The 26445-nt window shown below is 39.5% G+C and carries 27 protein-coding genes; 9 read left to right on the top strand and 18 right to left on the bottom strand.

Going from position 1 to position 26445, the window contains the following annotated elements:
* Nucleotides 1–86: 86 nt before the first annotated feature.
* The 17 genes from atpG to BLS33_RS12020 all read right to left on the bottom strand — a co-directional run bounded on the left by atpG (nucleotide 87) and on the right by BLS33_RS12020 (nucleotide 14343).
* Nucleotides 87–947, bottom strand: coding sequence for an ATP synthase F1 subunit gamma (gene atpG, locus BLS33_RS12105; protein ID WP_089889178.1), 861 nt, complete (start codon nucleotides 945–947; stop codon nucleotides 87–89).
* A gap of 101 nt (nucleotides 948–1048) precedes the next feature.
* Nucleotides 1049–2629, bottom strand: a complete 1581-nt coding sequence (atpA, locus tag BLS33_RS12100) for a F0F1 ATP synthase subunit alpha (RefSeq protein ID WP_089889175.1) — start codon at nucleotides 2627–2629, stop codon at nucleotides 1049–1051.
* A gap of 60 nt (nucleotides 2630–2689) precedes the next feature.
* Complete coding sequence (gene atpH, locus BLS33_RS12095; protein WP_089889172.1) at nucleotides 2690–3229, bottom strand: ATP synthase F1 subunit delta; 540 nt, start codon at nucleotides 3227–3229, stop codon at nucleotides 2690–2692.
* 7 nt (nucleotides 3230–3236) lie between these two features.
* On the bottom strand, nucleotides 3237–3737 hold the full coding sequence (locus BLS33_RS12090; RefSeq protein ID WP_089889169.1) for a F0F1 ATP synthase subunit B: 501 nt from the start codon (nucleotides 3735–3737) through the stop codon (nucleotides 3237–3239).
* A gap of 105 nt (nucleotides 3738–3842) precedes the next feature.
* Nucleotides 3843–4034, bottom strand: coding sequence for an ATP synthase F0 subunit C (gene atpE / locus BLS33_RS12085; protein ID WP_089889166.1), 192 nt, complete (start codon nucleotides 4032–4034; stop codon nucleotides 3843–3845).
* A gap of 76 nt (nucleotides 4035–4110) precedes the next feature.
* Nucleotides 4111–5229 carry a F0F1 ATP synthase subunit A gene (gene atpB, locus BLS33_RS12080; RefSeq protein WP_089889164.1) on the bottom strand — a complete coding sequence of 373 codons (1119 nt, stop codon included), beginning with the start codon at nucleotides 5227–5229 and terminating at the stop codon, nucleotides 4111–4113.
* Between the two features lie 108 nt (nucleotides 5230–5337).
* The gene (locus BLS33_RS12075; RefSeq protein ID WP_089889161.1) at nucleotides 5338–5730 is read right to left on the bottom strand and encodes a DUF6168 family protein; all 393 of its coding nucleotides are present in this window, start codon (nucleotides 5728–5730) and stop codon (nucleotides 5338–5340) included.
* Nucleotides 5730–5957, bottom strand: a complete 228-nt coding sequence (locus BLS33_RS12070; protein ID WP_089889158.1) for an AtpZ/AtpI family protein — start codon at nucleotides 5955–5957, stop codon at nucleotides 5730–5732. Before BLS33_RS12070 ends, BLS33_RS12075 begins: the two co-directional genes overlap by 1 nt.
* Nucleotides 5935–6393, bottom strand: coding sequence for a bactofilin family protein (locus BLS33_RS12065; protein ID WP_089889155.1), 459 nt, complete (start codon nucleotides 6391–6393; stop codon nucleotides 5935–5937). The genes BLS33_RS12070 and BLS33_RS12065 overlap by 23 nt, the downstream gene beginning before the upstream one ends.
* 3 nt (nucleotides 6394–6396) lie before the next feature.
* Nucleotides 6397–8952, bottom strand: a complete 2556-nt coding sequence (gene porW, locus BLS33_RS12060) for a type IX secretion system periplasmic lipoprotein PorW/SprE (protein WP_089889151.1) — start codon at nucleotides 8950–8952, stop codon at nucleotides 6397–6399.
* A gap of 189 nt (nucleotides 8953–9141) precedes the next feature.
* Nucleotides 9142–9837: an ABC transporter ATP-binding protein gene (locus BLS33_RS12055; RefSeq protein WP_089889148.1), complete on the bottom strand. Its 696-nt coding sequence runs from the start codon at nucleotides 9835–9837 to the stop codon at nucleotides 9142–9144.
* Between the two features lie 75 nt (nucleotides 9838–9912).
* A complete protein-coding gene (locus BLS33_RS12050; RefSeq protein WP_089889145.1) occupies nucleotides 9913–11382 on the bottom strand; it encodes a DUF5687 family protein in 1470 nt (489 codons plus the stop codon).
* 47 nt (nucleotides 11383–11429) lie between these two features.
* Nucleotides 11430–12146 (bottom strand): hypothetical protein, encoded by a 717-nt coding sequence (locus tag BLS33_RS12045; RefSeq protein ID WP_089889143.1) that lies wholly within the window; start codon nucleotides 12144–12146, stop codon nucleotides 11430–11432.
* A gap of 298 nt (nucleotides 12147–12444) precedes the next feature.
* Nucleotides 12445–12780 (bottom strand): hypothetical protein, encoded by a 336-nt coding sequence (locus BLS33_RS12035; RefSeq protein WP_089889137.1) that lies wholly within the window; start codon nucleotides 12778–12780, stop codon nucleotides 12445–12447.
* Complete coding sequence (locus BLS33_RS12030) at nucleotides 12777–13517, bottom strand: hypothetical protein (RefSeq protein ID WP_089889134.1); 741 nt, start codon at nucleotides 13515–13517, stop codon at nucleotides 12777–12779. Before BLS33_RS12030 ends, BLS33_RS12035 begins: the two co-directional genes overlap by 4 nt.
* A 45-nt stretch (nucleotides 13518–13562) precedes the next feature.
* Nucleotides 13563–13970 (bottom strand): DUF2059 domain-containing protein, encoded by a 408-nt coding sequence (locus BLS33_RS12025; RefSeq protein WP_089889132.1) that lies wholly within the window; start codon nucleotides 13968–13970, stop codon nucleotides 13563–13565.
* 34 nt (nucleotides 13971–14004) lie between these two features.
* The gene (locus BLS33_RS12020; protein WP_089889129.1) at nucleotides 14005–14343 is read right to left on the bottom strand and encodes a PadR family transcriptional regulator; all 339 of its coding nucleotides are present in this window, start codon (nucleotides 14341–14343) and stop codon (nucleotides 14005–14007) included.
* A gap of 274 nt (nucleotides 14344–14617) precedes the next feature.
* Between BLS33_RS12020 and BLS33_RS12015 the strand changes: the two genes are divergently transcribed.
* Nucleotides 14618–15667 (top strand): ferredoxin--NADP reductase, encoded by a 1050-nt coding sequence (locus BLS33_RS12015; RefSeq protein WP_089889125.1) that lies wholly within the window; start codon nucleotides 14618–14620, stop codon nucleotides 15665–15667.
* A 96-nt stretch (nucleotides 15668–15763) separates the two neighbouring features.
* Here the strand turns inward: BLS33_RS12015 and BLS33_RS12010 are convergent, their stop codons facing one another.
* Nucleotides 15764–16564 (bottom strand): patatin-like phospholipase family protein, encoded by an 801-nt coding sequence (locus BLS33_RS12010; RefSeq protein WP_245731422.1) that lies wholly within the window; start codon nucleotides 16562–16564, stop codon nucleotides 15764–15766.
* A 361-nt stretch (nucleotides 16565–16925) separates the two neighbouring features.
* Between BLS33_RS12010 and BLS33_RS12005 the strand changes: the two genes are divergently transcribed.
* The 8 genes from BLS33_RS12005 to BLS33_RS11970 all read left to right on the top strand — a co-directional run bounded on the left by BLS33_RS12005 (nucleotide 16926) and on the right by BLS33_RS11970 (nucleotide 26380).
* A complete protein-coding gene (locus tag BLS33_RS12005; RefSeq protein WP_176801381.1) occupies nucleotides 16926–17603 on the top strand; it encodes a TIGR04282 family arsenosugar biosynthesis glycosyltransferase in 678 nt (225 codons plus the stop codon).
* A gap of 82 nt (nucleotides 17604–17685) precedes the next feature.
* Nucleotides 17686–20904, top strand: a complete 3219-nt coding sequence (locus tag BLS33_RS12000) for a SusC/RagA family TonB-linked outer membrane protein (RefSeq protein ID WP_089889119.1) — start codon at nucleotides 17686–17688, stop codon at nucleotides 20902–20904.
* Between the two features lie 10 nt (nucleotides 20905–20914).
* Entirely contained in the window at nucleotides 20915–22363 is a 1449-nt protein-coding gene (locus BLS33_RS11995) for a SusD/RagB family nutrient-binding outer membrane lipoprotein (RefSeq protein ID WP_089889116.1), read from the top strand.
* A gap of 24 nt (nucleotides 22364–22387) precedes the next feature.
* Nucleotides 22388–22828, top strand: coding sequence for a DoxX family protein (locus BLS33_RS11990; RefSeq protein ID WP_089889113.1), 441 nt, complete (start codon nucleotides 22388–22390; stop codon nucleotides 22826–22828).
* Nucleotides 22821–24038 (top strand): ABC transporter substrate-binding protein, encoded by a 1218-nt coding sequence (locus BLS33_RS11985; protein ID WP_089889110.1) that lies wholly within the window; start codon nucleotides 22821–22823, stop codon nucleotides 24036–24038. The genes BLS33_RS11990 and BLS33_RS11985 overlap by 8 nt, the downstream gene beginning before the upstream one ends.
* Nucleotides 24028–24879, top strand: a complete 852-nt coding sequence (locus BLS33_RS11980) for an ABC transporter permease subunit (protein WP_089889107.1) — start codon at nucleotides 24028–24030, stop codon at nucleotides 24877–24879. The genes BLS33_RS11985 and BLS33_RS11980 overlap by 11 nt, the downstream gene beginning before the upstream one ends.
* The gene (locus tag BLS33_RS11975; protein ID WP_089889105.1) at nucleotides 24876–25649 is read left to right on the top strand and encodes an ABC transporter permease; all 774 of its coding nucleotides are present in this window, start codon (nucleotides 24876–24878) and stop codon (nucleotides 25647–25649) included. The genes BLS33_RS11980 and BLS33_RS11975 overlap by 4 nt, the downstream gene beginning before the upstream one ends.
* Nucleotides 25649–26380, top strand: a complete 732-nt coding sequence (locus tag BLS33_RS11970; protein ID WP_089889103.1) for an ABC transporter ATP-binding protein — start codon at nucleotides 25649–25651, stop codon at nucleotides 26378–26380. The genes BLS33_RS11975 and BLS33_RS11970 overlap by 1 nt, the downstream gene beginning before the upstream one ends.
* The last annotated feature ends 65 nt before the right edge of the window (nucleotides 26381–26445 follow it).

The raw sequence follows: 26445 nt of genomic DNA, 5'->3' as shown, positions 1-26445 counted from the left end.
TAAAAAGACCTCACATTCCTGTGAGGTCTTAAATTGTATACACTTAAAAATATTAGCCTTCGACCATACTCGAGGCAATATTCATTTTAATTATTCAATGCTTCAGCACCACCAACAATTTCAAGAATCTCATTTGTAATTGCGGCCTGTCGTGCTTTATTATAGCTTAATTTTAACTGATCACGCAATTCTGTAGCATTATCGGTCGCTTTGTGCATAGCAGTCATACGCGCTCCATGCTCACTAGCAAAAGAATCTCGTATTCCCTTATACAATTGTGTTTTAAGTGATTTAGGTATCAATTCGTCAACAATCTCTATTTTCGATGGTTCAAAAACATAATCGCCATTTCCGCCTTCAGTACCTTCAACGGGAACAATCGGCAAGAATTGCTCCGTCATTACGATTTGCGTGGCCGCATTTTTAAACTTATTATAAACGATGTCAATTTTGTCGTAAGCACCAGAGGTAAACTTATCCATCAAATCTTCTGCAATTGCAGCGACATTATCAAAGTTCAAATCATCATATACTGCACTATGGTTGGCTACAATGTTTTTCTTTTTTCCAAGAATATCATTTGCCTTCTTTCCAATGGCCATAAAATCGACTTGCTTACCAGCATAAGTCTCATTCGCCAAAACCATACTTTGTTTGATGATATTGGTATTAAATGCACCACATAAACCTCTATTTGAAGTTATTGCAACGACCAAAACCTTATGAACGGTTCTATTATCAGAAAACTTGCTACCCGAATCATCATCTAAACTAGCACTCAAGCCCTGCAATAGTTCGGTCAGCTTATCTGCATACGGCCGCATCGCGGTGATAGCATCTTGTGCTTTCTTCAACTTAGCAGCGGATACCATTTTCATGGCGCTGGTAATCTGCATCGTCGAAGATATCGTCGCTATTCTATTACGTATTTCTTTTAAATTGGCCATTCTTTATAGTATTTAGAACTGAGAACAAAGCGGAAAATAAATTCCAACAAGGCTTTATACCCAATACTGGTGCTCAATACTTTATGCTATCCTAACTTTAACTAATTTCTGTACTTTCCTGAAAGATCTTTAGCCACTGCCGTTAAAGTATCGATAACTTCATCGGTCAATTTTCCAGATTTCAAGGCATCCAATACATCTCTATGCTTGGCATTCAAAAATTCGATATAATCTCTTTCGAATTCTTTTACCTTTTCCACAGGTACATCACGCAACAGGTTTTTAGAACCTGCATATATGATTGCGACCTGATCTTCAACAGCAAATGGATCGTTCTGTGCTTGCTTTAATATCTCCACGTTGCGACGACCTTTTTCAATAACATTCAAGGTTGCTGCATCCAAATCGGAGCCGAACTTCGCGAACGCTTCCAATTCACGGAACTGGGCTTGATCCAACTTCAATGTACCCGCCACTTTTTTCATGGATTTGATTTGTGCGTTACCTCCAACCCTAGATACCGAAATACCCACGTTAATCGCAGGACGTACACCTTGGTTGAACAAATCTTGTTCTAAGAATATCTGTCCGTCAGTAATAGAAATCACATTCGTTGGAATATACGCCGAAACGTCACCAGCCTGAGTCTCAATGATGGGCAACGCTGTTAGAGAACCACCACCTTTTACCATGGGCTTCAATACATCGGGCAAATCATTCATATTCTTAGCAATGTTGTCATCATTAATGACCTTTGCCGCACGCTCCAACAATCTGGAGTGAAGGTAGAATACATCTCCTGGATAAGCCTCACGACCTGGTGGTCTTCTCAAAAGAAGAGATACCTCACGGTAAGCAACCGCTTGTTTAGACAAATCATCATAAATAATCAAAGCAGGTCTACCCGTATCTCGGAAATATTCTCCGATGGAGGCACCTGCAAAAGGAGCATAAACCTGCATTGGTGCAGGATCGGATGCATTCGCAGCAACAATAGTTGTATAAGCCAATGCGCCTTTGTCTTCTAAGGTTTGGGCGATACCCGCAACAGTAGATGCTTTTTGGCCAATAGCCACATATATACAGTATACAGGTTCTCCTGCATCGTAAAATTCTTTTTGGTTCAGAATAGTATCGATACAAACCGTAGTTTTTCCGGTTTGACGGTCACCAATAACAAGTTCTCGCTGTCCCCTACCTACAGGAATCATGGCATCGATAGCCTTGATACCTGTCTGGAGCGGTTCAGTAACTGGCTCACGGAAAATAACCCCAGGCGCTTTACGCTCTAAAGGCATTTCGTAAGTTTCTCCAGCAATAGGACCTTTACCATCTATCGGAACTCCCAATGTATTTACTACCCGGCCTACGATTCCTTCTCCAACATTGATAGAAGCAATTCGTTGTGTACGTTTTACTGTCGCGCCCTCTCCAATTTCTTTGGAATGCCCCAACAATACCACACCAACATTGTCTTCTTCAAGGTTAAGAACGATACCTTCAAGTCCGCCTTCAAACTCTACCAATTCACCATATTGGACGTTGGCCAAGCCATAAACCCTAGCGATACCATCACCCACCTGTAAAACGGTTCCCACCTCATCTAATGTAGCGGTAGCTTTAAATCCTGATAATTGTTCCTTTAAAATTGCTGATACCTCAGCCGCTTTTACTCCTGCCATTTGTTCTAGACGTTAGACTTTAGACGTAAGACGATAGACATCTTTAATCTCAGTTGTTATTTATTGACTGTTTGTAAATTCTCTCTTTAAATTACCCAGTTGATTGGCAACACTGGCATCGTATTGTAAATCGCCTACACGAAGAACAAACCCGCCAATAATACTTTTATCAATTACATTTTCCAAGGTAACCTCATTGCCCGTGATTTGAGCCACTTGTTTTAATACTTTTTTTTCTAATGCCGAAGTCAAAGGAATCACTGTAGTCACAAAAGCCACATCTTTCCCCTTCAACTGTTCACTTAAGATACAATACTTTAGCGCTACTTCGTTCAGCATACCAATGCGCCTATTGTCGACCAATAGATTGATCGAGCCATCCGTAATCTTGTGGCTGCCTTTGAAGATAGCCATCAAAGCTTTCTTCTTGACTTCACCTTTTATAACCGGACTCGCCAACATGGACCTTAACTCTTTGCTATCGGAAATTGTAGCCAGTACCGAGCGCATGTCTTTCTCGACAGCATCGATAGCTTTGTTTTCTTTAGCCAGGTCTAAAATAGCCTTGGCATATCGGGTAGCCGCTCTAGAATTGTTCATCGGTTGATTAGTTCAATTTAATATCGCCCAACATGTCATCGACTAGCTTTAACTGCTTGTCTTTATTCGACAATTGTTCTTTGATTACTTTTTCGGCTATTTCTATAGAAAGTTCCGCGACTTGATTCTTGATATCGGCGACAGCAGCTTTTTTCTCGCTTTCTATGGCGGCCTGCGCTTGCTTAATCATTTTGTCACCTTCGGTTTTCGCCTGTTCCTTAGAATCGGCAATCATCTTATTCTTTATTTCACGCGCCTCTTTAAGCATTGATTCTCGTTCTGCCCGTGCTTCTTTCAACAATTTTTCGCTGTCAGCAGTAACATTCTGCATTTCCTTTTTTGCCTCTTCTGCCGACGCCAAAGCCGTTTTAATGCCTTCCTCACGATCGTTTACCGCATTGAGTATCGGTTTCCACGCAAATTTGCGAAGTAAGAAAAGTAACAGTACAAATAGTACTATCTGCCAAATGAAAAGTCCGAATGAAAAGTCGTTTATTAATTTGTCCATATCAATGCCCGCTGAAACGGGTATCTTAAAAGGTTATTTCAATGTTTAATAAGATAATAATAAGCAGTTGCAACCAACCGTTACAACTGCTTATTTCGTTTTGGCTTATCCTGCAAAAATTGCTGCAAAACCAATTCCTTCAATAAGCGCTGCTGCAATCAACATCGCTGTTTGAATTTTACCATAGGCCTCAGGCTGACGAGCAATCGCTTCCATAGCCTTACCACCGATCATACCAATACCAATACCTGCACCGATAACTGCTAAACCTGCACCTATTACACTTGGAATTTCCATAAAATATATATTAAAAATTAAACATTCAACCCATTCTATTGCCAGTTAACCTGAGTTCGGCAAGAGATTTACTATCCTACAAATGCGCCAGCTCAGGCTCATCGTTATGGTCGTGCTCCTCAGAAGCAAAACCAAAATACAAAGCGGCCAACATCGTAAAGATGTAAGCTTGCAACAAAGCCACCAACAACTCAATCATTGAAATGGCAAATGACAGACCGAACGATAATGGGCCTCCGACCCAACTCTTGAAAATAAATATCAAACCGATCAAGCTCATCAATACTACGTGCCCAGCGGTCATGTTCGCATACAAACGAATCAATAACGCAAAGGGCTTTATAAATAATCCTAAAATTTCTATAGGAACAAGAATAATGTATATAATCATTTTTCCGAACCAGGGCATACCATCGCCCAGTGGGTCAAAAATGTGTTTCCAGTAATCTTTGGTTCCAGTAAAATTGGTAATCAAGAATACAATTACCGCCAAAGCCGTAGTAACAGCGATGTTTCCTGTTACGTTAACTCCAAGGGGAGTCAAACCGAACATGTTCAAAAACCAAATAAAGAAAAATACAGTCAAAAGAAAAGGCATATAACGCTTGTATTTCTTTTCACCAATATTGGCGATGGCTATGTCATCACGAATATAAAGCACAATCGGCTCAAAGAAACGACCTGCACCTTTGGGAATAGCGCCGTTTTTACTATAGCTTTTTGCCAAACTGCTGAACAACCAGATTAACAGCAATCCTGTAACCAACATCATAACTACACTTTTGGTTATGGAAAAATCTAAAGGACGTACATTGGTAGGATGATGTTCTTCATCATAAGAAATCGTACCATTTGCATCGGTCTTATAAATTTTACTGTGATACAACTTGTAATGACTACCATCAACTTCAGCCACAGTTTCACCATGATGAAACTCCGAGGAAGAGAATACCTTTAGTCCATCGTCCCATAAAATAACAGGTAAAGGAAAACCATAATGGTGTACCTCTCCATTCTCATCAGTATTTGAAAAGAGGTTGAAATCATGGGAATCTTGAAGGTGATGTTCTATGTATTCCTTGATTTCGGCTTTGGTGTCTTTGGCCGGCTCGGAATCAGTTTCTTTGGCAAAAGTATTGTTGCCCAAAAAAAGTGCGGCAGTCAGAAGGAATTTAAAAAGGAAGGTTATTCGCATGTCGCTCTAAAATATCGGTCTCTAAAAATCGGTGCAAATGTACGGTATTCTCTTAAAAAGAAAAAAGCATTTTAGAGGTTTATTTTAAAGGGATTACTGAATCCGAAATTATTCCATTTTTTGAAGCATCTTGGCCGTAGAAATGGTCTCTACAACGAGACATACAAGATAGGGGATAAAAAATGCCGCAAATTCACTGGTGTCAATTTCGCCGTCCACCTTATAGGCGGGGTAAAACAGAATGAAAAAAAATAGGAATTTTAAAAAACTGCCTGCCATAAATATAAAGCCTATTTGTGTCTTTAAGCGATTTCTGAGGCTGTAAAGACCAATATAAATAGTGGCCGCTAACAGAAAATTGATAACATACGACAATACAATCTTATCATCATATTTTTCGAGGCCAAGGCTTCCCAGGACGGTAACATGAATAACAAAAACAAGTATTAGTAAAGCAATTATACCTATAAGGAAAGAAAGAATCGGATTTACTTTGGTCATCAATATTTAATTCTTTTCAGCTGTCGCAAAACTAACCAAATAGAAATTGCCACACCCAAAAGTGTGGCAATAGCTGTAAAAATACGTTTTTCGTTTTGGTAATGGTCATCTAGCCAAATGCCCCCTTTAGCCGCCAAAAATATAATGGCGCCCATTTCAAAGGCAATACCAGAAAGCATTGCTACGTTCTTTAAATTATTATTCTTACGAGGCTTTTGCTGGCTCATTTTTAGTATTGGAACTCATCGAAGGTTTGTATCCGCTTGAAGAAGCCATGCCAGAACCTAGGCTGCTAGCCCCACCTTTGCCTTTCATCGTACAAGAAGCATTGAAAGTAGCACCGGGTTCAACAGCCAATTTGGTCACCGCTACAGTACCTTCTATTACTGCCGATGATTTAAGGGAAAGCAAATCGGAAACCAAAAGCTCACCATTAAAACTTCCTTCTATATCAGCATTGACACACTCTACCTTGCCTTTGATATAACCATCTTTTCCTATAACCACTTTTCCGGAAGTCTTTAAGTTACCATCTAATTTTCCGTCAATTCTAAAATCAGCTTCGGAAACTATTTCTCCTTTGATCTTAGTGTTTTTTTCGATTCTGTTGGGTTGTCCGCCTATTTCGCTCATAGTTCTTGGTTTTTTGTTATCTGAAAACATTTTTCATGGTTTTGGGGTTAAAATTTGATTTTTATATTCTTGTAGGTTTTTATGTACTTGAATGGTTTTATAGTTGGACGATAAAATTACAAAATTCTCATTGTCAACTCTATAATCCTTGTTATTTTTTAGCAATTCAGCGTAGCCTAAGGCAAAATCTTTAGATTTGAATCCGTGTACTACTACAAATTCATCTTCCAAATTATAAATATCCTTAGATACCACATTTTTATACCTCAAATCTTCGATAGACTCTTCTAAAACCTTCATAAGGCGCGAAGCCACTTCATCGTTATACCGTTTAAACGGAAATACAACTTTCCAATTTCCAGTACCTTTTGAATCGGTTTCCTGAGAAAATTCTTTGGGTTCCAGCTTTGGCAGTTGTTCTACCACCATCTGTTCGGCCTTTTTACCTTCAGCATTGTTCGGATACGTCAATGCCACATAGTTTAAGGCTTCTTTAAATGGCTCATAACCTTGTAACCTGCCGATAGCATTGGCTTTCAACATTTCAAATTTTGGCACGATTGGATCTCCTGTATATTTACTGATGTTCTCCTCGGCACCAGTAATCACCGCCAAGAAATCTTGATTCTTATACTTTTTATATAGTTCGGCATAGCGAGCATCTGGACTGTCGGAACTATCGGCCAAAACGGCTTGGGGGTTCAACAGAATTTCGGCGTATCGTGAATCTGGATGGTTTTGAACGATATTCGCTTTCATACCTGCCATCAATGGGCTGCCCTCTTCCTCATATATTTTGTACAAATTGTATTTGGAAGGAAGTATAAGACGTTCTTCAGGTTCAGCTGCAAGCACCTCTTCCAACTTTCCGGCGGCCAACATGTTTTCCTTAAATTTTTCTTTGTAAATCAAGCCTAACTGATAATTGGCAAAATTCCGCTCGGAATGTAAGCTGTCGATTACCGAGACATGGCTGGGGATTCTATCCATATAAAAATCGAGCGAATATTTTTCTTGACCCACGGGTTCACTGTTTTGCTCAGAAGAATCGACCACAACATCCTCAGAAATATCAGAAGGCAAAGATTTGCTTTTTGTACTCCATCGCCAATCGTCTTCCAACTCGCGATTTCCCCATTTACCAACGAAATCAGTCTTGCCGTAGCCTAAGGCCGTAATATTGTAGAAGTAAAATTTACCCTTATTTTCTTTTCCTCCCTTGGTCTCCCCAAAAGCGGCAAAACCGGCAGATTGTCGCTCTTCGTCTTTCTTCTTCGCTGCTTCATCTACCTCCTTAATTTCGGCAATATAACCTTCAAAATAAGCCACTCTTTCCTCAGGGCTCATCTTATACAACGTAATTACGCTGTCGGCGTAATGAACAATATCTTCATAGTTAATGACATCTTCGAGATTGTCAAGTTTCTTTTTTACGGCGCGAAATTTTTTCGTGTTTTCCGGTAAATTACTAAGTACGCTATCGTAATAAGCACCAGCGGCCCTATAGCTGTTCTGATCGAAATTATATTCGGCCAAGTTTTCGTAATTCAAGGCATTTAACTTTGGTTCGTTCTGTGTTGCCCGTAATGATCTGTTAAAATATAACAATGCTAAACTATCTGATTCTTGTTCTAAATGGTATTCTGCCACTTGTCTGTAAATCGTATGCAAGAAAGGGCGGTTTTCCCTATTCTCTTCAAGATCTGTCAAATAAGCTAGGAGTTCTTCACTATTTTCATTTGTAATTTCGGTATTTCGTATTTTTTCGACTTCGGCGTTGATCATATACACCCTAGGTGATTTTCGATTCAAGTCTATGACCTTATCGAAAGCGTAATTGGCACTATCTTTATGGCCCATTTGATTGTACAATTGCCCTATTATATAATAGTACCTTCCTTTCTCTGGGTTCTTTTTGGTATAATAGGAGGCAATCTTTAATTGTTGCACTGCCGTATCAATGACCTTCAGGTTAATATAGGCCTGCGCCATCATGGCCCTGGCATCAGCATAATCTTGATCCTTCAGTTTTTCGAATTTCATCAGGCGCTTTAAGTTTCTGATGGCCAACTCTTCGTTCTCTAACCTAATATTTACCTTTTCTCGCCAAATATGGGCTTCGTTCAGTTTATCGCTATAGGTATATTTATTGATGATGTAATTAAATGCCTCAAGTGCCGGCATATAACGTTGATCAAAATAGCGAGCCTTGCCCAACAATAGAAAAGATTCGTCGGTTTGTGGATTGCGTTCCTCATCTTTGATATCCATACTGTGCTTTTGTATGGCTTTTGTCGCCTTTTCTTCGGCGAGGATAAAATTCGGATTATTATCTTCGGAATCGAGTTTTATATCTTCGGTTACCTCAAGACGTTCTACTGGAAGCACCTCCCAATAATCATCTTTATAATTTGCATTCAACGACTCCCGCCCATCTTCAAAGGCGATATTACCGTTATACAATACGTTGTACTTGGTATTTAACCCGTGCCAATTGCGGTTTAGAAATGCATCTTTTTTGGTAGAACAAGCGCTAAAAGCGATGCCCCCTAAAATCGAAAATATAATAAGTTTATAACTAGCCTTCAAGATGGTATATATGCGTACTTAAACTTAACTGAAAAAGAACGGGATTATTATGTAGTTGGTCGATAAAAAGTTTAATCTCAGACCACAGGCTTCTACTGGAAAAGAACAATTATTGGATATTAGACCTATAAGGAGCTCAAAATACAGTACCTATTGGAGACAATAAGTATTGGGTCTATCACAGCACAGCTATCCAGCAAAGAAATTTTCCAGTTCGCGTAGCGTTTCGGTCGAAGTTTGAATATCCTTAACGATTTCCCCCTTGTTCAAAACAACAATGCGCTCACAAGCTTCGGTAACATGAATCAAATCATGACTTGAAACCAAAACGGTAACCTCTTGTTGCTCCGCCAAATCTTTAATAATTGCTTTTAACCGAATTTGTGTTGAGGGATCAAGATTGGCAAAAGGTTCATCTAAGATAATTACTTCCGGGTTTCCAATAAAAGAAGCCACTATTCCCGCTTTTTTCTGGTTTCCTTTCGAAAGATCTCTCAAATACTTCTTTTGCCCCAATATCTCACCATGAAAGAAATCAGCAAAATTGGCCAATAGGGCGTCAATATCCGCTCTATTTTGACCTCGAAGTTCTCCGATAAAGTAAAAATATTCTTCCGGGGTAAGATAGCCGATAAGAAATGTTTCGTCAATAAACGATGAGGTAAAAGGCTTCCAGTCTTCACTGACATCTACCTGAATACCATTGTTAATGATATAACCCGTAGTCGGTCGAATCAAATCTAGCAAAAGACTGAAAAAAGTAGTCTTCCCCGCCCCGTTGTTACCCACAAGGCCAAAGCTCTGCCCTTTGGGTATTTCTAAATTGCTTAAATTCAGAACAACCTGAGTGCCATATTTTTTTGTGATATTCTGTACTGAAATCATATTGACATGTCGCGTTTTTATTGCATTTGTACCTTTACAATCCCAAAAGGCTTACATTCTGCTCTGATTAAAATATCAACTTTCTTTTTCTTTAAAACCTGCAATCATCCCGTATTTTTTCTTTCGATATACATTGGTGATTTTATCTAACAAAGGTTTACGCAAGACAAAACCGATAATGCCCAAAACAGATAGCACAATCATGGCCACATTAAATGAAACAAAAAACACCAATGCCATATAGATGAGCATTGGAGCGCCAAAAAGGGGTATGCCTACCAAAAACTGTGCTGCACCCGTACCCTGCATATTGCCAACAGCACTTCTTGCTAGGTCAATTCGTTTCTTGTTCATCGACCCGAAAAACAAAATTACGGGAATATTCACGCCCAAATTGTAAAGTGCAGTACTAAAATTTATCGCCAACGCTTCCCATCCAAAATAAACATAGGGTACCGAAAGCAAAAACATTACGACCACACTGACGGATATCAGCCCGGCCTTCGACTCTAAATACTTGCGCAACGGAATGTTCTGAGACATCATCATGGAATAATAAGCACTGTCCCACGCGGGAATAAACTGGCCAAAATTCATCAAAAATATTCCAGTCATAAAAATACCCACAAAAACCAACATCGGTGATTGGGGTCCAAAATCATCCATGGTATAGAAAATCAATCCGTAAAGCACCATGGCCAAGGAGATGAACACCTGCATTTTGGTGCGTTTATTTCGCCATATTAATTTAAGATCTAATCGTAAAAAGGGAGCTATGCTGCCGAAGCGTTTAGTCCATCCCATATCAGAAGAAACAACTTCCTTGTTCTTCTTTTTCAAAGAAGCGTCTAAAAAGATGCGGTTTCTTAAAAAACGATAATTGACAGAATACCCGATGACGGCAAACAACAAGGGAATTACCGCTAGTAAAGGGTTCTCATAAAGCGTATAAAACACGTCACCAGCATATTTCGAAATGGGCATCAAATCAAAATATTCCACAGCACGTACCGTACCCATTACTAAAACAAGCCCAATAAGCGCTTTGTCACTCTTGTTAATTATAAAGTTGATAAAATTAACCATCAGCACAAGACCTAAGATGGATAAAAACCAAAAGAGAACCAAAGGCATTGGATACCCATGCATCATCAAGACAATACCAAAAGGGATAAAAATAAAAAGCGCGAAGAAGTTATAAATAGAAAATATCGATTTCCCCAAAACATAATGGGTGATCGTACTTTTTTTAATAGGCAATAGCAACAATGGCTTAACATCTAAAACCGGTAGTTTTTGCATAAAATAGCGGACAAAAAGCTCAAAAAACAGCCAGTATATCAATAGCTCACTCAACTTTAACATAGGGTCGGCCCCGGGAAAAATCTTTTCAAGAATAAAATATAATCCAGTACCCAAGCCAATCAAAGAAACAAGCATATAGATGCCAAAGAAAATCATGAGCAGTTTTAGCGCAAGACCTTTCCCTAGAGAGGAAGACCTAAAAAACGACTTCCATTGCAGACTTATAAAGTGTTTGAACATGATACTTTGAGTTCGCTAGTAGATTAGTGCGTTAATTTTATCTTTTGTTACAGTTGGGAGACAATCTTATATTCCGGATAGGTTTCTGCAAGGAGTTCTTCGGCTTTTTTGGGGATGACAAAAATGGTGACATAAGATAAAAGCAATAAACAAACAATCATCGTAGCGAATATCAAAATTACGTAATTAGCATCGACAGGAATGTTAGACCTGAAAAATTGTGTGTTCAGAACAATCGGAAATAGATTGAACACTCCTGCATACTGGCCATAGGAGTAGATTTGATCTTTAAGCATCCACTTTTTACCGTTCTTTACACATTCAAGATCATTATCTTTCCTCTTTTTAAAGGATATAATCAATACTGCTACCGCGATGGCCATAAACAAACCTAAAATAATATCATATCGATACGCCAGAGGTAGGGTAAAAAGAATTAGAGGCAGTATTAAAACCAGTGTCGTCGTTAGCAAAATTTGGGGAAGTTTAAAGTATGTACGATAAAAACGTACGACAATTTTAAGGTACCGCCATTCCATGGCTCGCTGCCGTTTACGAACAACCTTTTCAAAACCGCCGATGCCAAACTTTTGAAATTCCCCCACCATTGCTTCCTTGAACAGCATATCAGGTGTTTCTCTCCACTGGGCCTCAATACCGTTGGCCAAATGATCTACCAGTTCGGCCTGTAGGTCGTAATACTCCACGTAGTGCTTTCGAGTAAACTTATAGAGTTCTTGAATTTGGTGGTGGGTCAGCGTCATTTAGGCAAATTTTTGTTTCATTTCTTTACGTTTTGAAAAAAAGAGCACTAAAAAAGCGGCATTACTGCTAAGAAAAAGACAAGTCATTAACATTACCAGCAGTGGCCATCGCTCGATGAATATTGCCTCGGAATATGAAAAATTATAGAAAAAGTTCAGAATGTATACCCCTAAAAGCATAGGCCAAGCCAACATTTCTAAACTCGAAAAACGGTAGTTTCGCTTTGGTAACGTACCCAAAAAGTAAATCAAGGCAGTAAAAATAAAACATCCCCAAACAACAGAGACATAAGGGAAACTAGCACTGAAAGCCTGATTCCAAAAAAAAAAGCATAGTCCAAAGCGTAATAAACAATACAACAAAAGGATAGGTTGCCATTTTTCTGCCTAAAATTCCGAATGATTTCGTCTGAAGATCTTTTCTTAAGCGGTCATAATCCTTTTCCAATTGCTTTTTGTGAAGCACCATGTAGTACTTGAAGGTATCATAAAAAGAACGGTTGTTTTCTTGCATATCATTTTCCACGGCGGTGGCGATATGATCTACCATCTCCATTCGTACATCAACGAATTGTATATCAGTATTTATCAGATACGTATCTATAAATTCTATGTTTTCTTTGGTGAGGCTCATGCAAGTCTTGATTGAATCTTTTTAATTTTCGAGAGATAACTAAAGAAGACTTTTGTTTGCGTAAACAACAAAGGCACTAAAATGGCACACATTACAACAAAATAACCGTGTGAAAAAACTTTGTCGTCGCCAAAAATAAAACCCTTGGGTAAATAGAATAATAAACTAGAAACCCCATAAAGTAGGCCGAATGTCAGACCCGATAAGACCGAAAGATATATTGACCTACCATATTTTATGAAATGGAATAATGAAAAACAGAACGGAATTGCTACGCCAATACTAACTATACTTGCGAGACCTTTAAGCAATGCTTCGCCACCAATATGACCGTTAGCTTTAAATAGAATGTACAAAAGCAGAATATAGGTAACTAACAATAAAGGAGTCTTAAAAAATGTTATAAGTGCTTGCCCGTACATTTTTCGCAAATTCGACTGTAGCGCCTTTTGTTTATCCCCGATAAATTTTTTATATCCAGAATTATCGGCATAAATAGATTCGTTGATAATCCATGCGGTGCGGGATTTATTCAATGATTTGGAAGTTTTTTTGTTCCCAAAACTCAAGTGCACATTTTGTAGGGCCTGTTCAAAAGAAATACTTTTTTTCAATTCATCTTCAATGGCGCTGGCGACGTGATCCAAAAGCTCCATGCGCACATCCCAGTACTTAACCTTGTTTCTTTTGAGATAATCGTCTATAAACAGTATTTGGTCTTTGGTCAGTTGTGCCATAAAGTCGTTCTTGTTATATAAAAACTTTTCTGAAATACTAAATAACTATTTGCTATGCTTTTGGGCTATCTGTTGAATCTCTCCGCCCCAGGCTTGGCCCAGCATCATGGCCTGTTGTGATAGGGCCATTTGTTTTGAAGACACCTTCTTGCCTAAATCGGTATTATAAAAGGCTACTAATTCCTTAATTTCATCGGGAGTAAATTCCTTCATGTACAAATCTGCCATTTTTGAGTAAAGTCCGTCCAATGTTGTGTTGGCCTCTTCGGTATAGGCCACGCGATTCAAATCAGGTACCGTAGCCCCGATTTGTCCAATTGCGTTTTCAAAAGCGGCTCCAGTACCGGTAAGCTTTAAGAACTCTATGGTTTGATTTTTGAATTCGGGGTTTTCTTGCGCCGAGATGGTGACAGTTATCATCAAAAAAATAAAAATGGCTACGAGTTTTCTCATTTTCTAAAATGTTATAGTTTTATAAGTGCAGGGATTAATTAATACTCCAATTCGGGTTAACAAGCTGTTGCATGCTACGAATAAATTCTTCGAGCTCGGCCAATCGGTTTACGGTTTCTTTTTCGCCCGCCTCGGTCAGTTTATAATATTTGCGTAAACGGTTATCGACCTTGGCCACTTCAACATCAAGTAACCCTTCGGCTTCCAATTTATGAAGTGCCGGGTAGAGCGCCCCTTCGGTTATACTAAGTTCTCCCTTGGTAAGTACCTTCACCTTTTGAGTGATTTCATAACCATACATTTTGCCCTGTTCTTCCAGCAGTTTTAAAATGATTGTGTTAAGACTCCCCTTGTAAAGTTTTGAATTTGCCATCTGTTCATCATAATCTTCCTAATAAAAGGAAGAATGTTCAATTTGTTTTTGAATCAATGCTATGTAACCTCATTTAAACCCTGATTAAGTTTCACTTATTACAGCCCTAAGATTATTGCATATACTTTGTTCAGTCACTACAAATGTATGCATAACTTTCTTATGCATAAGTTTTTTAGGTATGTTTTTTTACGCTTTCCGTTTTAAATCGTCACGCCATTGCTTAATTTTGTACTCCATTAACAATAGTCTCCAAAAGACCAAACACCTTTGCATGGCAGATTTTCATTCATTACCGGTAAAACATATAAAAGCGCTTACTCCTAATTCCGTAGCGATTACTTTTAGTATTCCAAAAGAGTTGATTCAAACTTTTGATTTTATACCGGGACAATATATTACTATCAAAAAAGAAATCAAGGGAAAAGAACTTCGTCGTGCCTACTCGATCAGTTCATCTCCAAAGAGCGATTGCTTTACTATAGGAGTAAAAAAAGTCGACAAAGGCGGATTTTCCGATTATGCCCATTCTAAATTAGCGGTAGGTGATATGCTTGAGGTGATGCCTCCAGAAGGAAGGTTTACTTTTAAACCCTCCAATACACCAAAAAAAATCATTGCCTTTGCCGCCGGGAGCGGTATTACGCCTATAATGAGTATTTCCAGGGCGGTTTTGGAAAGCAATCCCAAAAATCAAATGGTACTGGTTTACGGCAACAAATCTTTTAAAGACACTATGTTCTATACTGATTTGGTGAAATTAGAACTCGATTATGCCAATCGGTTTTTTGTTTACTTCACCAATAGCCAGACTCAAGAAGACAATTCTCTTTTCGGTCGTATTGACACTTCTACCGTCAATTATGCTATAAAGAATAAACATAAGGACACCGATTTTGACGCCTATTATCTCTGCGGACCGGAAGAAATGATTCATTTGGTGAAAGACACCTTAAAGGATAATGATGTTCCAGAGGATAAAATTCATTTTGAGCTGTTTACTACTACCGAAATTTTAGACGAACTTCCGGAAAAACCGGATGGAAAAACTAACCTTACCGTAATCGTCGATGATGAGGAATTTTCCTTTTCAATGAATAAAAATACGTTGGTACTTGATGCTGTGCTCAAGGAAAACATTGATGCCCCATATTCATGTCAAGGCGGCGTATGTAGTAGTTGCATCGCCCGCATCAAAGAAGGCAAGGCCGAAATGGTCAAAAATCAGATTTTGACCGATGGTGAGATTGCCGAAGGCCTTATTTTGACCTGTCAAGCGCATCCGTTAACACCGACTTTGACGGTGGATTATGATGATGTTTAGTCTGATACATAAATCTTAATTGCTTTATCAAATAATGTTCGAAAGGGACTAGTCGTTTTTACTGCTACTTGCTGACTGTTGACAGATTTCTGGACGCTATTTATCAGTTATCGATTCTCCCAACTTTCTCATCCCATAATCATAACCGATTTGATATGCCTTTTCGATACCTTTCCGATCTAAAACGCCTATTTTTTCCAATTCCCTAAACTCCAACAGCAGATTACAGGTTTTCAACTTTTTCTGGTTATTTGCATAAATCATCAAGCCTGTAACGCGCCCGGTAATTTGCCAAGAGTTTTTAAGATCCGATTTTTCGAGTCCGCCCACCGTTGAAACGTTGCTTCCTATTAGAAAGTCAACTTTTTCCCGTACCGGTTCTGAAGGAAAGTTATTCATAATACCTCCATCGGCATACAACTGTCCATTTAATTCCACAGGACTAAAAACCGGGGGCAGGGCCGCAGATGCCAATAAGGGACCGATCAACTCTCCATTAGAAAAAAAAGTCTGTTCGCCTTGCTGTAGATTTGTGGCCACCACATGTAGCTTCTTTTGTAAAGACTCAAAGCTGTTTTCGGAAAAATAGCCTCTAAAAATATCGAAATACCTGTCGGTGTCTATAAAGCCAGGTTTGAGAATAGTCAAAAAATTGTATTTAAACAGAGGGGTCTCTTTAAAAAAAGCCAACATTTCATCTACTGAATTACCGTTGGCATATAGCGCCCCGACCAAGGCACCAACGCTACTGCCACTGACCACATCGGCAGACAGTTCATATTCTTCCATCGCCTTGATTAAACCGATATGGGCCATACCTCTTACCCCACCGCCTGAAAGCACCAAACCTATCGAACTTGATTTCAGCAATTCTATATTAAGGTCTGTACTTTTCAAAACAGTTTCTTTTCTAACAAAAATAGCAAGTTGTCATTCGTTTGAGACAAATTTTGGCACTTAATAACATTGTGGTAACTGACCAGACGGTTTGTTTTCCCTGTACACTATCATTTGATTTTGTCTAATGAAGTCATACATCCTCTATTTATCCAATTTAATAGTCAAAAATACAATTCCTAGATTATTTGAAAGTACTGCACAAAACGTTGCGGTCGGTATTTAAAAATAATCTCATAGGCAATTTATATCTTCTTGTAATGAAAAAAAATAGCAACGACTAAGTCAACGTACGAAGGTTTTTATCGTAAGTTTACACCTACAACGTTATTTTTATATGGTTCAAAACAAAACGGTTTTGATGGTTTTTTCCCTTTCTGCAGCGCAAGAAGTGGAACGTAAATCGTTGTTTCGTCACCATAATAAATCTGTTTCCAAAAGCTTTTTTGAACTTCTTATTCGACAGACTTCAGGTATCGCCATAGAAAGTGGTCTCGATGTGGTTTGGATGGATGAAAAAAAACAAAATGGAAATTCATTCGGCCAGCGGTATGCCAATGCATTTCAAGAACTATTTAACCAAGGTTACACCAATGTTCTTTCCATTGGCAATGACTGTCCTGATTTGACGGCAGCCGAAATCAACTATTCCGTTAAAAAACTCGAACAAAACAATTTTGTAATCGGGCCATCAAAAGATGGAGGTGCCTACCTCATCGGAATTCAAAAACAGGCTTTTACTGCGGAACAATTCTGTTGGTTACCTTGGGAAAAAGATTCGCTTTACGAAGAACTTCTACTTCACGGTCGTAGAAATAATGCCACCATTTTCAGTTTGGCCATTTTATCCGACCTAGACCAGGTAGCTGACATTTTTGAATTTGCACATCGCCAAATACATTCGGTTATCGCTCAATTTATCTTTTTTCATTTGCGGGAAAATCAATTGCCCAATTTTCGTCAATCGAAAGATATAACCTCGACACTCCATAATACCCTTCATGTTTTAAGGGGACCCCCACACTTACTGGCCCAATAGATTCTTAACACTTTATCGGATAAAAACCATTGGACGCTCCGTGTCTTGTGTTTTTATCGCTCCTTAATCAAAAAAAATAGTAATGAAAATAGCAATAATAGCGCTTATGCAGCTATTTTTGGCTCCAGGTTTTTGTCAAACAAATACCTATTCTTCCAAATTAATTGGTGCTGACGATTTTCCCGTGGCTTATGCAACAATCAATGAATTGGGGACACAGAATTATACGACATCCGATGAAAATGGTGTTTTTAAGTTGAATACCGATAATCGTAGTTTTACTTTACATATTTCGTCAATTGGCTACGTCTCCCAAGATATTGAAGTAATCAACGGTCATATTCCTGAGTTCATAACCATTCAAATAGCCACGGAACAGCTCGACGAAATCGTGGTAACTGCTTTAGGCATAGAGCGCGAAAAGCAGTCACTAGGGTCTTCAGTGACAAAAGTTGACGCGGAAGCGCTTACAGCGGTTTCGTTTACTAATGTAGTTAATAGCCTAGCCGGACAAGTTGCCGGGGTGCAGGTTACCAATGGGTCATCGGGCGTTGGCTCGTCTTCACGTATTATAATTCGCGGTGAAAACTCCTTAAGCGGGAGTAACCAACCTCTATTTGTTGTGGATGGCGTACCTATAAGCAATGAGCAAATTACCAGTAACCTTGTGAATGATGGAACGCTTCAAGAGGTAGATTACGGCAATGGCGGATCGGAAATCAGTGCTGATGATATTGCTTCCATTTCCATATTAAAAGGAGCTGGGTCAGCCGCACTTTACGGTGCCCGTGCAGCTAATGGCGTAGTGGTTATCACGACTAAAAGAGGTCGCAGAAAACAGGGTTTAGGTGTAAGTATCAATAGTACCTTGACCATAGAAAATTTACTTACCCTGCCTGATTATCAAAATCTTTATGGCGGTGGATCAAATGGCGAATACGCCTTTGAAGATGGCATCGGTTCGGGCATCAACGACGGAGGAATTAGTAGTTACGGCCCTCGATTAGACCAAGGTCAATTGATAGCTCAATTTGATAGCCCATCAACGGACATTAATGGCAATCCAGTTCGTGCTGGTGATGTAATTGCCCGTACTTTCCCCAATGGTTCGTTTACCGAAATTACACCGACGCCTTGGGAATCTAGGCCCAACAATGTCCGTAATTTTTTCAAGACCGGTGTTACGACCCAAAACAATATTGCCATCAGTTCATCCGGAGAAAACGGAAGCAGTAGGCTTTCATACAGTAATTTACGAAGTGAAGGCATCTTGCCCAATACTGATTTGAAACGTGATGGTTTCGCCGTCAGTATAGACCAGGTCTTAAGTGATAAATTGAAGGCAAGGGCCTTCATAAATTATATCAATACCCGCAGTAAAAACAGGCCTAATTTGGGGTATGGGTATGAAAATGTGCTGTACGGCTTTAATTGGACGGGAAGACAGACCAATATTGAATCACTGCGTAACTATTGGCAGGCAGGCCAAGAAGGTTTACAGCATTACGACTTCAATTATTTATGGCTAACGAACCCCTATTTAACGCTTTTCGAGAACACCAATAGTTTTACAAAAAATAGAATTCTAGGGAACGCATCTGCTACTTATAATTTTTCTGATAAGATAAACCTAAGCGTACGAACCGGATTGGATACTTATGACGATGCCCGAGCTTTCAGAAGGGCTGTGAGCACAAATAGCAATCCATTTGGTACTTATCGAGAAGACAATGTTCGTTTTAGAGAATTGAATACTGATATATTGATATCCTATAAAGATATTATCAATGAAGATTGGGACTATACACTTTCAGCAGGTGCCAACCGCTTTGATCAACGTATTAAATACCAATTTTCGGAAGCTTCGCAATTGGCGTTGCCCGGCATTTATACCTTGGCAAACTCTAGAACCCCTTTGAAAGGGGATAGCCAGTTATTCGAAAAACGTATTCATAGTATCTATGGTACGGGGGATATTTCCTATCAGAATTCCGTATATCTAAATTTGACCTATAGGAACGACTGGAGCAGCACCCTACCCCAAAGCAATAATTCATTTGGATACTATTCTGCTGGTTTAAGCTACGTGGCCTCCAACATGTTCGAACTTCCCAACCCTATTTCTTTTTTGAATGTTCGTCTAAGTGCGGCAAGTGTAGGTAACGATACCGATCCATATCAAAATGCGCAAAACTTTCTTTTTAATCAAAATTATGGACCAAATTTTAGGGTCACCAACGAAACGGTGCTTAAAAACACCAATCTGCGGCCAGAAAGGTTGAATGCCTTAGAAGCAGGATTGGATATCCGTTTCTTTAATAGCAAAGTACAATTTGATGTTTCTGGCTATCAAAATACCAGTGTCGATCAGATTATTTCTCGCCCCATCTCAAACTCCAGCGGCTTTGCAAACTTTAATGTCAACGGTGGGAAAGTCCGCACCCGTGGTTTTGAGGCCCTTTTGAGTGCAGAAGTAATTCAAAATACGAATTTCAATTGGCAGACATCGATGAATTTCTCCACATATAAAAGTGTGGTCACCGAACTTCCTGAAGGCGTAGACCAATTCGTCACGGGAATGGCAAATGTATTTGGAGGGTCGGGCGGTGCCAACACTGTTTTTTATATTGCCAAGGAAAATGGACAAGTGGGTGATATGTACGGTAGTGGTTTTATTGAGATTGACGGACAAACACTTTACGGTTCCAATGGGTTGCCGTTACAAGATGGCACCTTGCGATTGTTGGGCAATTATAATCCTGATTATACAATGGGTTTTAATAATAAGTTCAAGTACAAAGGGGTTGAATTGAAAATTTTAGTCGATTGGCGAAAGGGTGGTACAATAGTATCACGTACCAAAGCTCTGGGGAGTACCTCAGGCATTTTAAAGGAGACCCTAGTCGGAAGGGAAGAGGGTATTATCGGTGATGGTTTGGTAGATGTAGGCACGACAGATAATCCCGAATATGTTGCAAATACTACGGTCGTGCCCGCCAGTCAATTCTACAATAACTTCTTCGATCGCGGTAACGAAGCAAGTGCTCTGTATAGTGCGTCTTATGTTAAGCTTCGGCAAGTGGCCCTATACTATATTTTTCCTGATAATCTGACAAAATTGTTGGGCTTTCAACATATCAAGTTCGGGTTGGTGGGAAGCAATCTGCTGTTGTTTACCGAAAATCCGCATTTTGACCCCGAATTGAACGCGTTGCAAGAAACCAATATCATTCAAGGGGTGGAAGATATGTCATATCCTTCAACCCGAAGTTTTGGCTTTAGTTTAAAAACCGAATTTTAAAAGGCTTCAAATGCAAAACACAAAACACATATTTATAAGCTTTCTTTCCCTTCTCTTTCTTACCACGGGGTGCACCGAAGACTTTGATAAACTTAACGAAAACCCCAATGCACCACAAAATGTAGACCCACAATTTTTACTCACAAATATTATATCGGTCGCTGCTGACAGAAACGCCTATGAACAAGGTTTTCGGTTGTCGAACTACCTCGCACAATTCGCGGCAAGTGTAGAATTTGAACGCATAGATCGTTACGAAATGGGTTCAAACAGTAGTTATTGGAACACCATCTTTAGGTTGTTGTCTGACATTCGGTCCATGCAAACACTTGAAACCTCCAACGAAGCTTATGTTGCAGTAGGTGATATTATGGCTAGTTATCTTTATTCACAGCTGACCGATCTTTGGGGCGATGTTCCCTATTCCGAAGCAGTAAAGGCTTTGGATGGACAATTCACTGCGAAGTACGATACACAGGAAGCTATTTATACCGATCCCGAAAATGGTATTTTGACAGTTCTTGAAAGTGCCGCCACCCGATTAGAAAATACTGCATCAAGCATTCAGGGTGATGTTATGTTCGACAATGATTTGAACAAATGGGTGCGTTTTGCAAATTCACTACGTCTACGTTATTTATTACGTATCAGCAACCGGCTTACCGATTTTTCGGAAATTCAGGCATTGGCAGATGATGGTAAACTGATTGCTTCGAATGCCGACAATGCCGTGGTACCTTATTTGGGATCGGCGCCCAATCAATGGCCCATGTCGACGGCCAGTCTCGGACTTTATCAAGAACACCGTATGACGAAAACGGTCGATTCTGTACTTTCTCTATGGAACGATCCACGTGTAACGGTACTTTACAAACCTACGCAGACTAGTCTGGCCAATAATACTCCTATATACAAAGGACTTTTGAACGGTCAGACTCGTGAAACTATAAGTGCTGAAGGCATCGACTTGAACGATGTTTCACTTTTCGGAAGTATTTTCAGGGATGTGCCTGATGGGGTAAACGCTCAATTCATGCAGTACGCGGAGGTACAATTCGCGCTAGCGGAAGCGGTAGAAAAAAACTATATTGCCGGAGATGCAGCTACGTATTATCAAAATGGAATTGCTGCCAGCTTCGAATATTATGATGTTGCCCTACCCGATGACTATTTCACTCGAGAAGCCATCGCACTGAACGGGGCCGATAATCTCAACAAGATACTCTCCCAAAAGTGGTTGAGTCTTATAGGGGTTGGGCACGAAGCCTGGTTCAATATTCGCAGAACAGGTGTACCTAGACTCAAGGCTGGCCCTGACAACCTCAACGAAGGAAAATATCCCGTTCGGTATTTGTATCCTGAATCGGAACAGGCCACTAATAAGGTTAACTATACCGAGGCTGTCGATCGTATCGGTGGAGATAATATCAATAGTAAAGCCTGGTGGGAAAAAGAGTAGGACTGATGACAAAAATGTAACGACATGAAGCAAAAAATAATCAAGCTATTCTTACGCACTGCGATTTCTCTAGGCTTTTTATCGGCAGTGGCAGATCGCCTGGGAGTGTGGCCAACCGAGATTTCAACTTGGGGCAATTGGGAAAGTTTTTTACGGTATACCCAACTCATAAATCCTTGGTTTCCTGAGGCGATCATTCCGACAATCGGAACGATAGCAACGATTGCGGAAATCATTTTTGCACTATTTTTAATTGTGGGCTTCAAGACGGAACTATTTGCGAAACTCAGTGGTGTTCTCTTATTAATTTTTGCGCTGTCAATGACTTTTTCGACAGGAATAAAAGGAGCTTTTGACTATTCCGTATTTACGGCCGCCGCAGCGGCTTTTGCTTTAAGTACCTACAAGGAAAAATATATGGAGCTGGACAGTCTTCTAAAAAATAAAAAACGTGACGATGTATAAATCATTGGCCATATTCTTAATCGGATTTTTATTGATTGCCTGTAATGGTGATGCAAAGAAAGCAGACGATGAGCAATTGAGAAAAGAACCTTGGGAACAGATTTCGATAAAAGCGACAGGAACCACTGTAAACTTTATGATGTGGCAGGGTAGCCCGGTCATCAATAACTACATGAATAACTATGTGGTGCCCACTGTAAAGAAAAAATACAACATTGACCTAAGAATCAGTGGTGGGCAGGGGCCTGAAATCGTTCAATTGGTCATGGGTGAGAAACAGGCCAATGTAAGAAATGGTCAAGTCGATATGGTATGGATAAACGGAGAAACCTTCTTTCAACTTCGTAAAATAGACGGACTCTGGGGCCCTTTTGTCAAACAACTGCCGAATGCAAAATTTATTGATTTTAACGACACCTTTATCAATACCGATTTTCAGCAACCCGTAAATTATATGGAATGCCCTTGGAGCATCAACCAGTTCGCCATGGTTTATAATTCGGTAAAAGTACCAGCCCCTCCTAAAAATCTTCGCGAGTTGGAAGCGTATGTGAGAGAATACCCGGGTACATTCACCATTTCCAACGACTTTACGGGAATGACCATGCTGAAAAGTTTCCTCGCCGAATTAGCAGAAGGACCTAAAGGCCTCGACGGGCCTTTCGACGAAAAAAAATATAAGACACTATCAAAAGCACTTTGGGATTTTATCAATTCCAACAAAATGTATTTTTGGAAGGAAGGCGAAACCTTTCCAAAAGAACAGTCGAAAATGAACCAATTATTCGCCACTGGCGAGCTTCATATTGTGTATGGTTTTAATGAGGGAGGAATAGAAGACAAAGTATTGAGCGGACTCTATCCAAAATCTACAAAAGGATATCCTTGGGAAAACGGTACCATTAAAAATGCGAACTATTTGGGTATTTTAGATAATGCGTCACAAAAGGCCGGAGCGATGCAGGTCATCGATTTCTTGATATCCCCAGAAGCACAGCTCGAAAAATCAAGAGCTGATGGTATGGATGCCAATACGGTATTGAAGGTTTCAAAACTACCGGTAGAATGGCAAAAAAAATTCAAAAGTGCCCCAAAAAGAAATTACGGCATTACTATGGAGGAATTGGAACCTTATGCCATGGAAGAACCGGCACCTGAATATATGATTCGATTGTATGAAGACTTTAGAACCAAAGTAATTGAAAAATAGAATACCACATATAGGGCTAGTACTTTTTGTGCTAATCGGTATATTGCCTTTCGCATTAGCTTTCATCTATGCTTTGCTCTATAGTTTTGGCGTAGTAGGAGTGGTAAACACGGGGTTTACTTTCAAATTCTGGCTCGCCGTATTGCAATCGGGTGAATTCTTTAAGTCACTTATCTATAGTGCTTTGATTGCCTTTGTTTCGATGGCAGCTTCCGTTGGAGGAGCATTATGGATCACCATTCAATTCCGCCAAAACCTTGAAAAAAAATTCTTGTCTTTTATTGCTTACCTCCCCTTGGCTATCCCGGGCGTGGTAACCGGTTTTTTTATTTTCCAATTGCTATCCAAAAGTGGATTTTTTGCGCGAATCAGCTATGCTTTCGGATGGATTCGGGAAGCCACGGATTTTCCAGATTTGGTAAATGATACTTTTGCATTGGGAATCAACTTGGCCTTTATCACCATGGTACTTCCTTTTTTTGTGTTGTTATTTCTCAATGTCTTTAAAAATGAGCGCTTAGATGAGCTGTCGATACTTGCCCAGTCTCTAGGTGCAAACCCCCGACAGGTGGTTCAACGCATACAGCTGCCCATCCTATTAAAAAAGGCACGCATTCTGATTGTGCTTTACTTTATATTTTTGTTGGGTTCTTACGAAGTACCACTGATTTTGGGGCAAGAATCACCACAAATGCTCTCGGTTCTTATTATCAGGGAAATAAAACAATATGATTTGGATAAAATTTCAGAAGGTTATGTTGCTGCCGTGCTCTACACGATAATCGTTTCAGCTACTGTATTGTTTCTGTTTTTGCCCAAAAGAAAAAATGCTTTGATATGAAACGCTACTGGAAACCTTTTTTTCTAAGTTTTTTAGTGCTTTTGGTGCTATTTCCCTTTACCTATATGGTCTTGCTATCATTAATGTCCGGTTGGCAGTTTCCTGATTTCTTGCCCTCTTATTTCGGGTTTAAGAACTGGGCGACAATTATGACCTCTGAGGGCGGACTTCTACAGAGTTTTGTCATTTCTGTTATCATATCATTATCCGTTGCCATAGTCACAACTATTTCCGGCTTCTTTATAAGTAGGGTTGTTTATTACCATCCTAAAAGTAAAGTACTGAACGTATTGGCCTATTTTCCCTATATATTGGCACCCGTAGTATTTGCGGCTTGTTTGAGTTTCTTTTTTATAAAACTTGGGCTTTTTGGCAATGTAACCGGCGTAGTCGTAGCGCAGTTTCTGATTGCCTTTCCGTATGCCCTTATTTTCTTTAGCAGTTTTTGGAACCAAAAGATGAAAAGCTATGCCGATTTAACGGCCACATTAGGGGGGAGCCGATTGCAAACTTATACCAAGGTATTATTGCCCATGGCCAAAAGTATGTTATTGGTCTGCTTTTTCCAGACCTTTCTTATTTCCTGGTTCGAATACGGTCTTACCTCCATTATTGGGATTGGAAAAGTACAGACGTTGACTATTAAGGTATTCTTGTTTATCAAAGAAGCCAATTATTACTATGGCGCTTTAAGTTGTTGCTTATTAATTTTCCCGCCTGTTGTACTGTTATATTTTAACAAGCGGTATGTATTCAAAAAAATGGTCTGATGTTTTTAGAAATAAAGGATATTGTAAAAAGTTTTCATAACGAGCATGTTGTAAAGACGCTTAATTTTCAGTTGGAGGCCCATCAAACCCTGAGTATTTTAGGAAAATCAGGTTGTGGAAAAACTACCATGCTGAAAACAATTGCCGGACTCGTAAGCCCAGATTCGGGAAGTATAATATTGAACGGCGAACGCATCAATGATAAAAAACCTTCGGAGCGTAACATTGTGTATCTCTATCAAGAGGATTTACTATTTCCGCATCTCAATATTTTCGAGAACATTGCATTTGGTCTGCGCTTGAAAAAATTATCAAATACCGATATAACGGAGCGAGTAAGCCAGATGATAAAAAGTTTAGAATTGGAAGGGCAGGCAAAAAAAATGCCCAATCAACTTTCGGGCGGTCAGCGACAACGCGTTTCTTTCGGAAGAGCCATCATTACCGAACCCTCATTATTGCTGTTAGACGAGCCCTTTGGAAGTTTAGATGCAGGTACACGCCAACGTATGCAAGTGTTGTTCAAAAAATTAACAAAGGAATATCAAATTACATCATTGTTCGTCACTCATGATCTTAAGGAAGCTGTATTGATGGGAGATAAAATCGGATATATGCATAAAGGTCAACTCAAGGTGTATGAAGGCAAAAAAGAGTTTATCAATGACCCAAATACCGGCGTACAGCATGAAATTGCTTTTTGGGACGGGTTGAAAGTGAACAGTGATTAAAATTAAGTTTTGGCATATAGAACGACCTATTAGACATCAAAATTTACAAAGTATTTTAGTCCGGA

Source organism: Kriegella aquimaris, from assembly GCF_900103215.1.
Lineage (GTDB): Bacteria > Bacteroidota > Bacteroidia > Flavobacteriales > Flavobacteriaceae > Kriegella > Kriegella aquimaris.
Note: the sequence above shows the minus strand (reverse complement) of the source record. Positions and strands in the feature narration are given on the sequence as shown.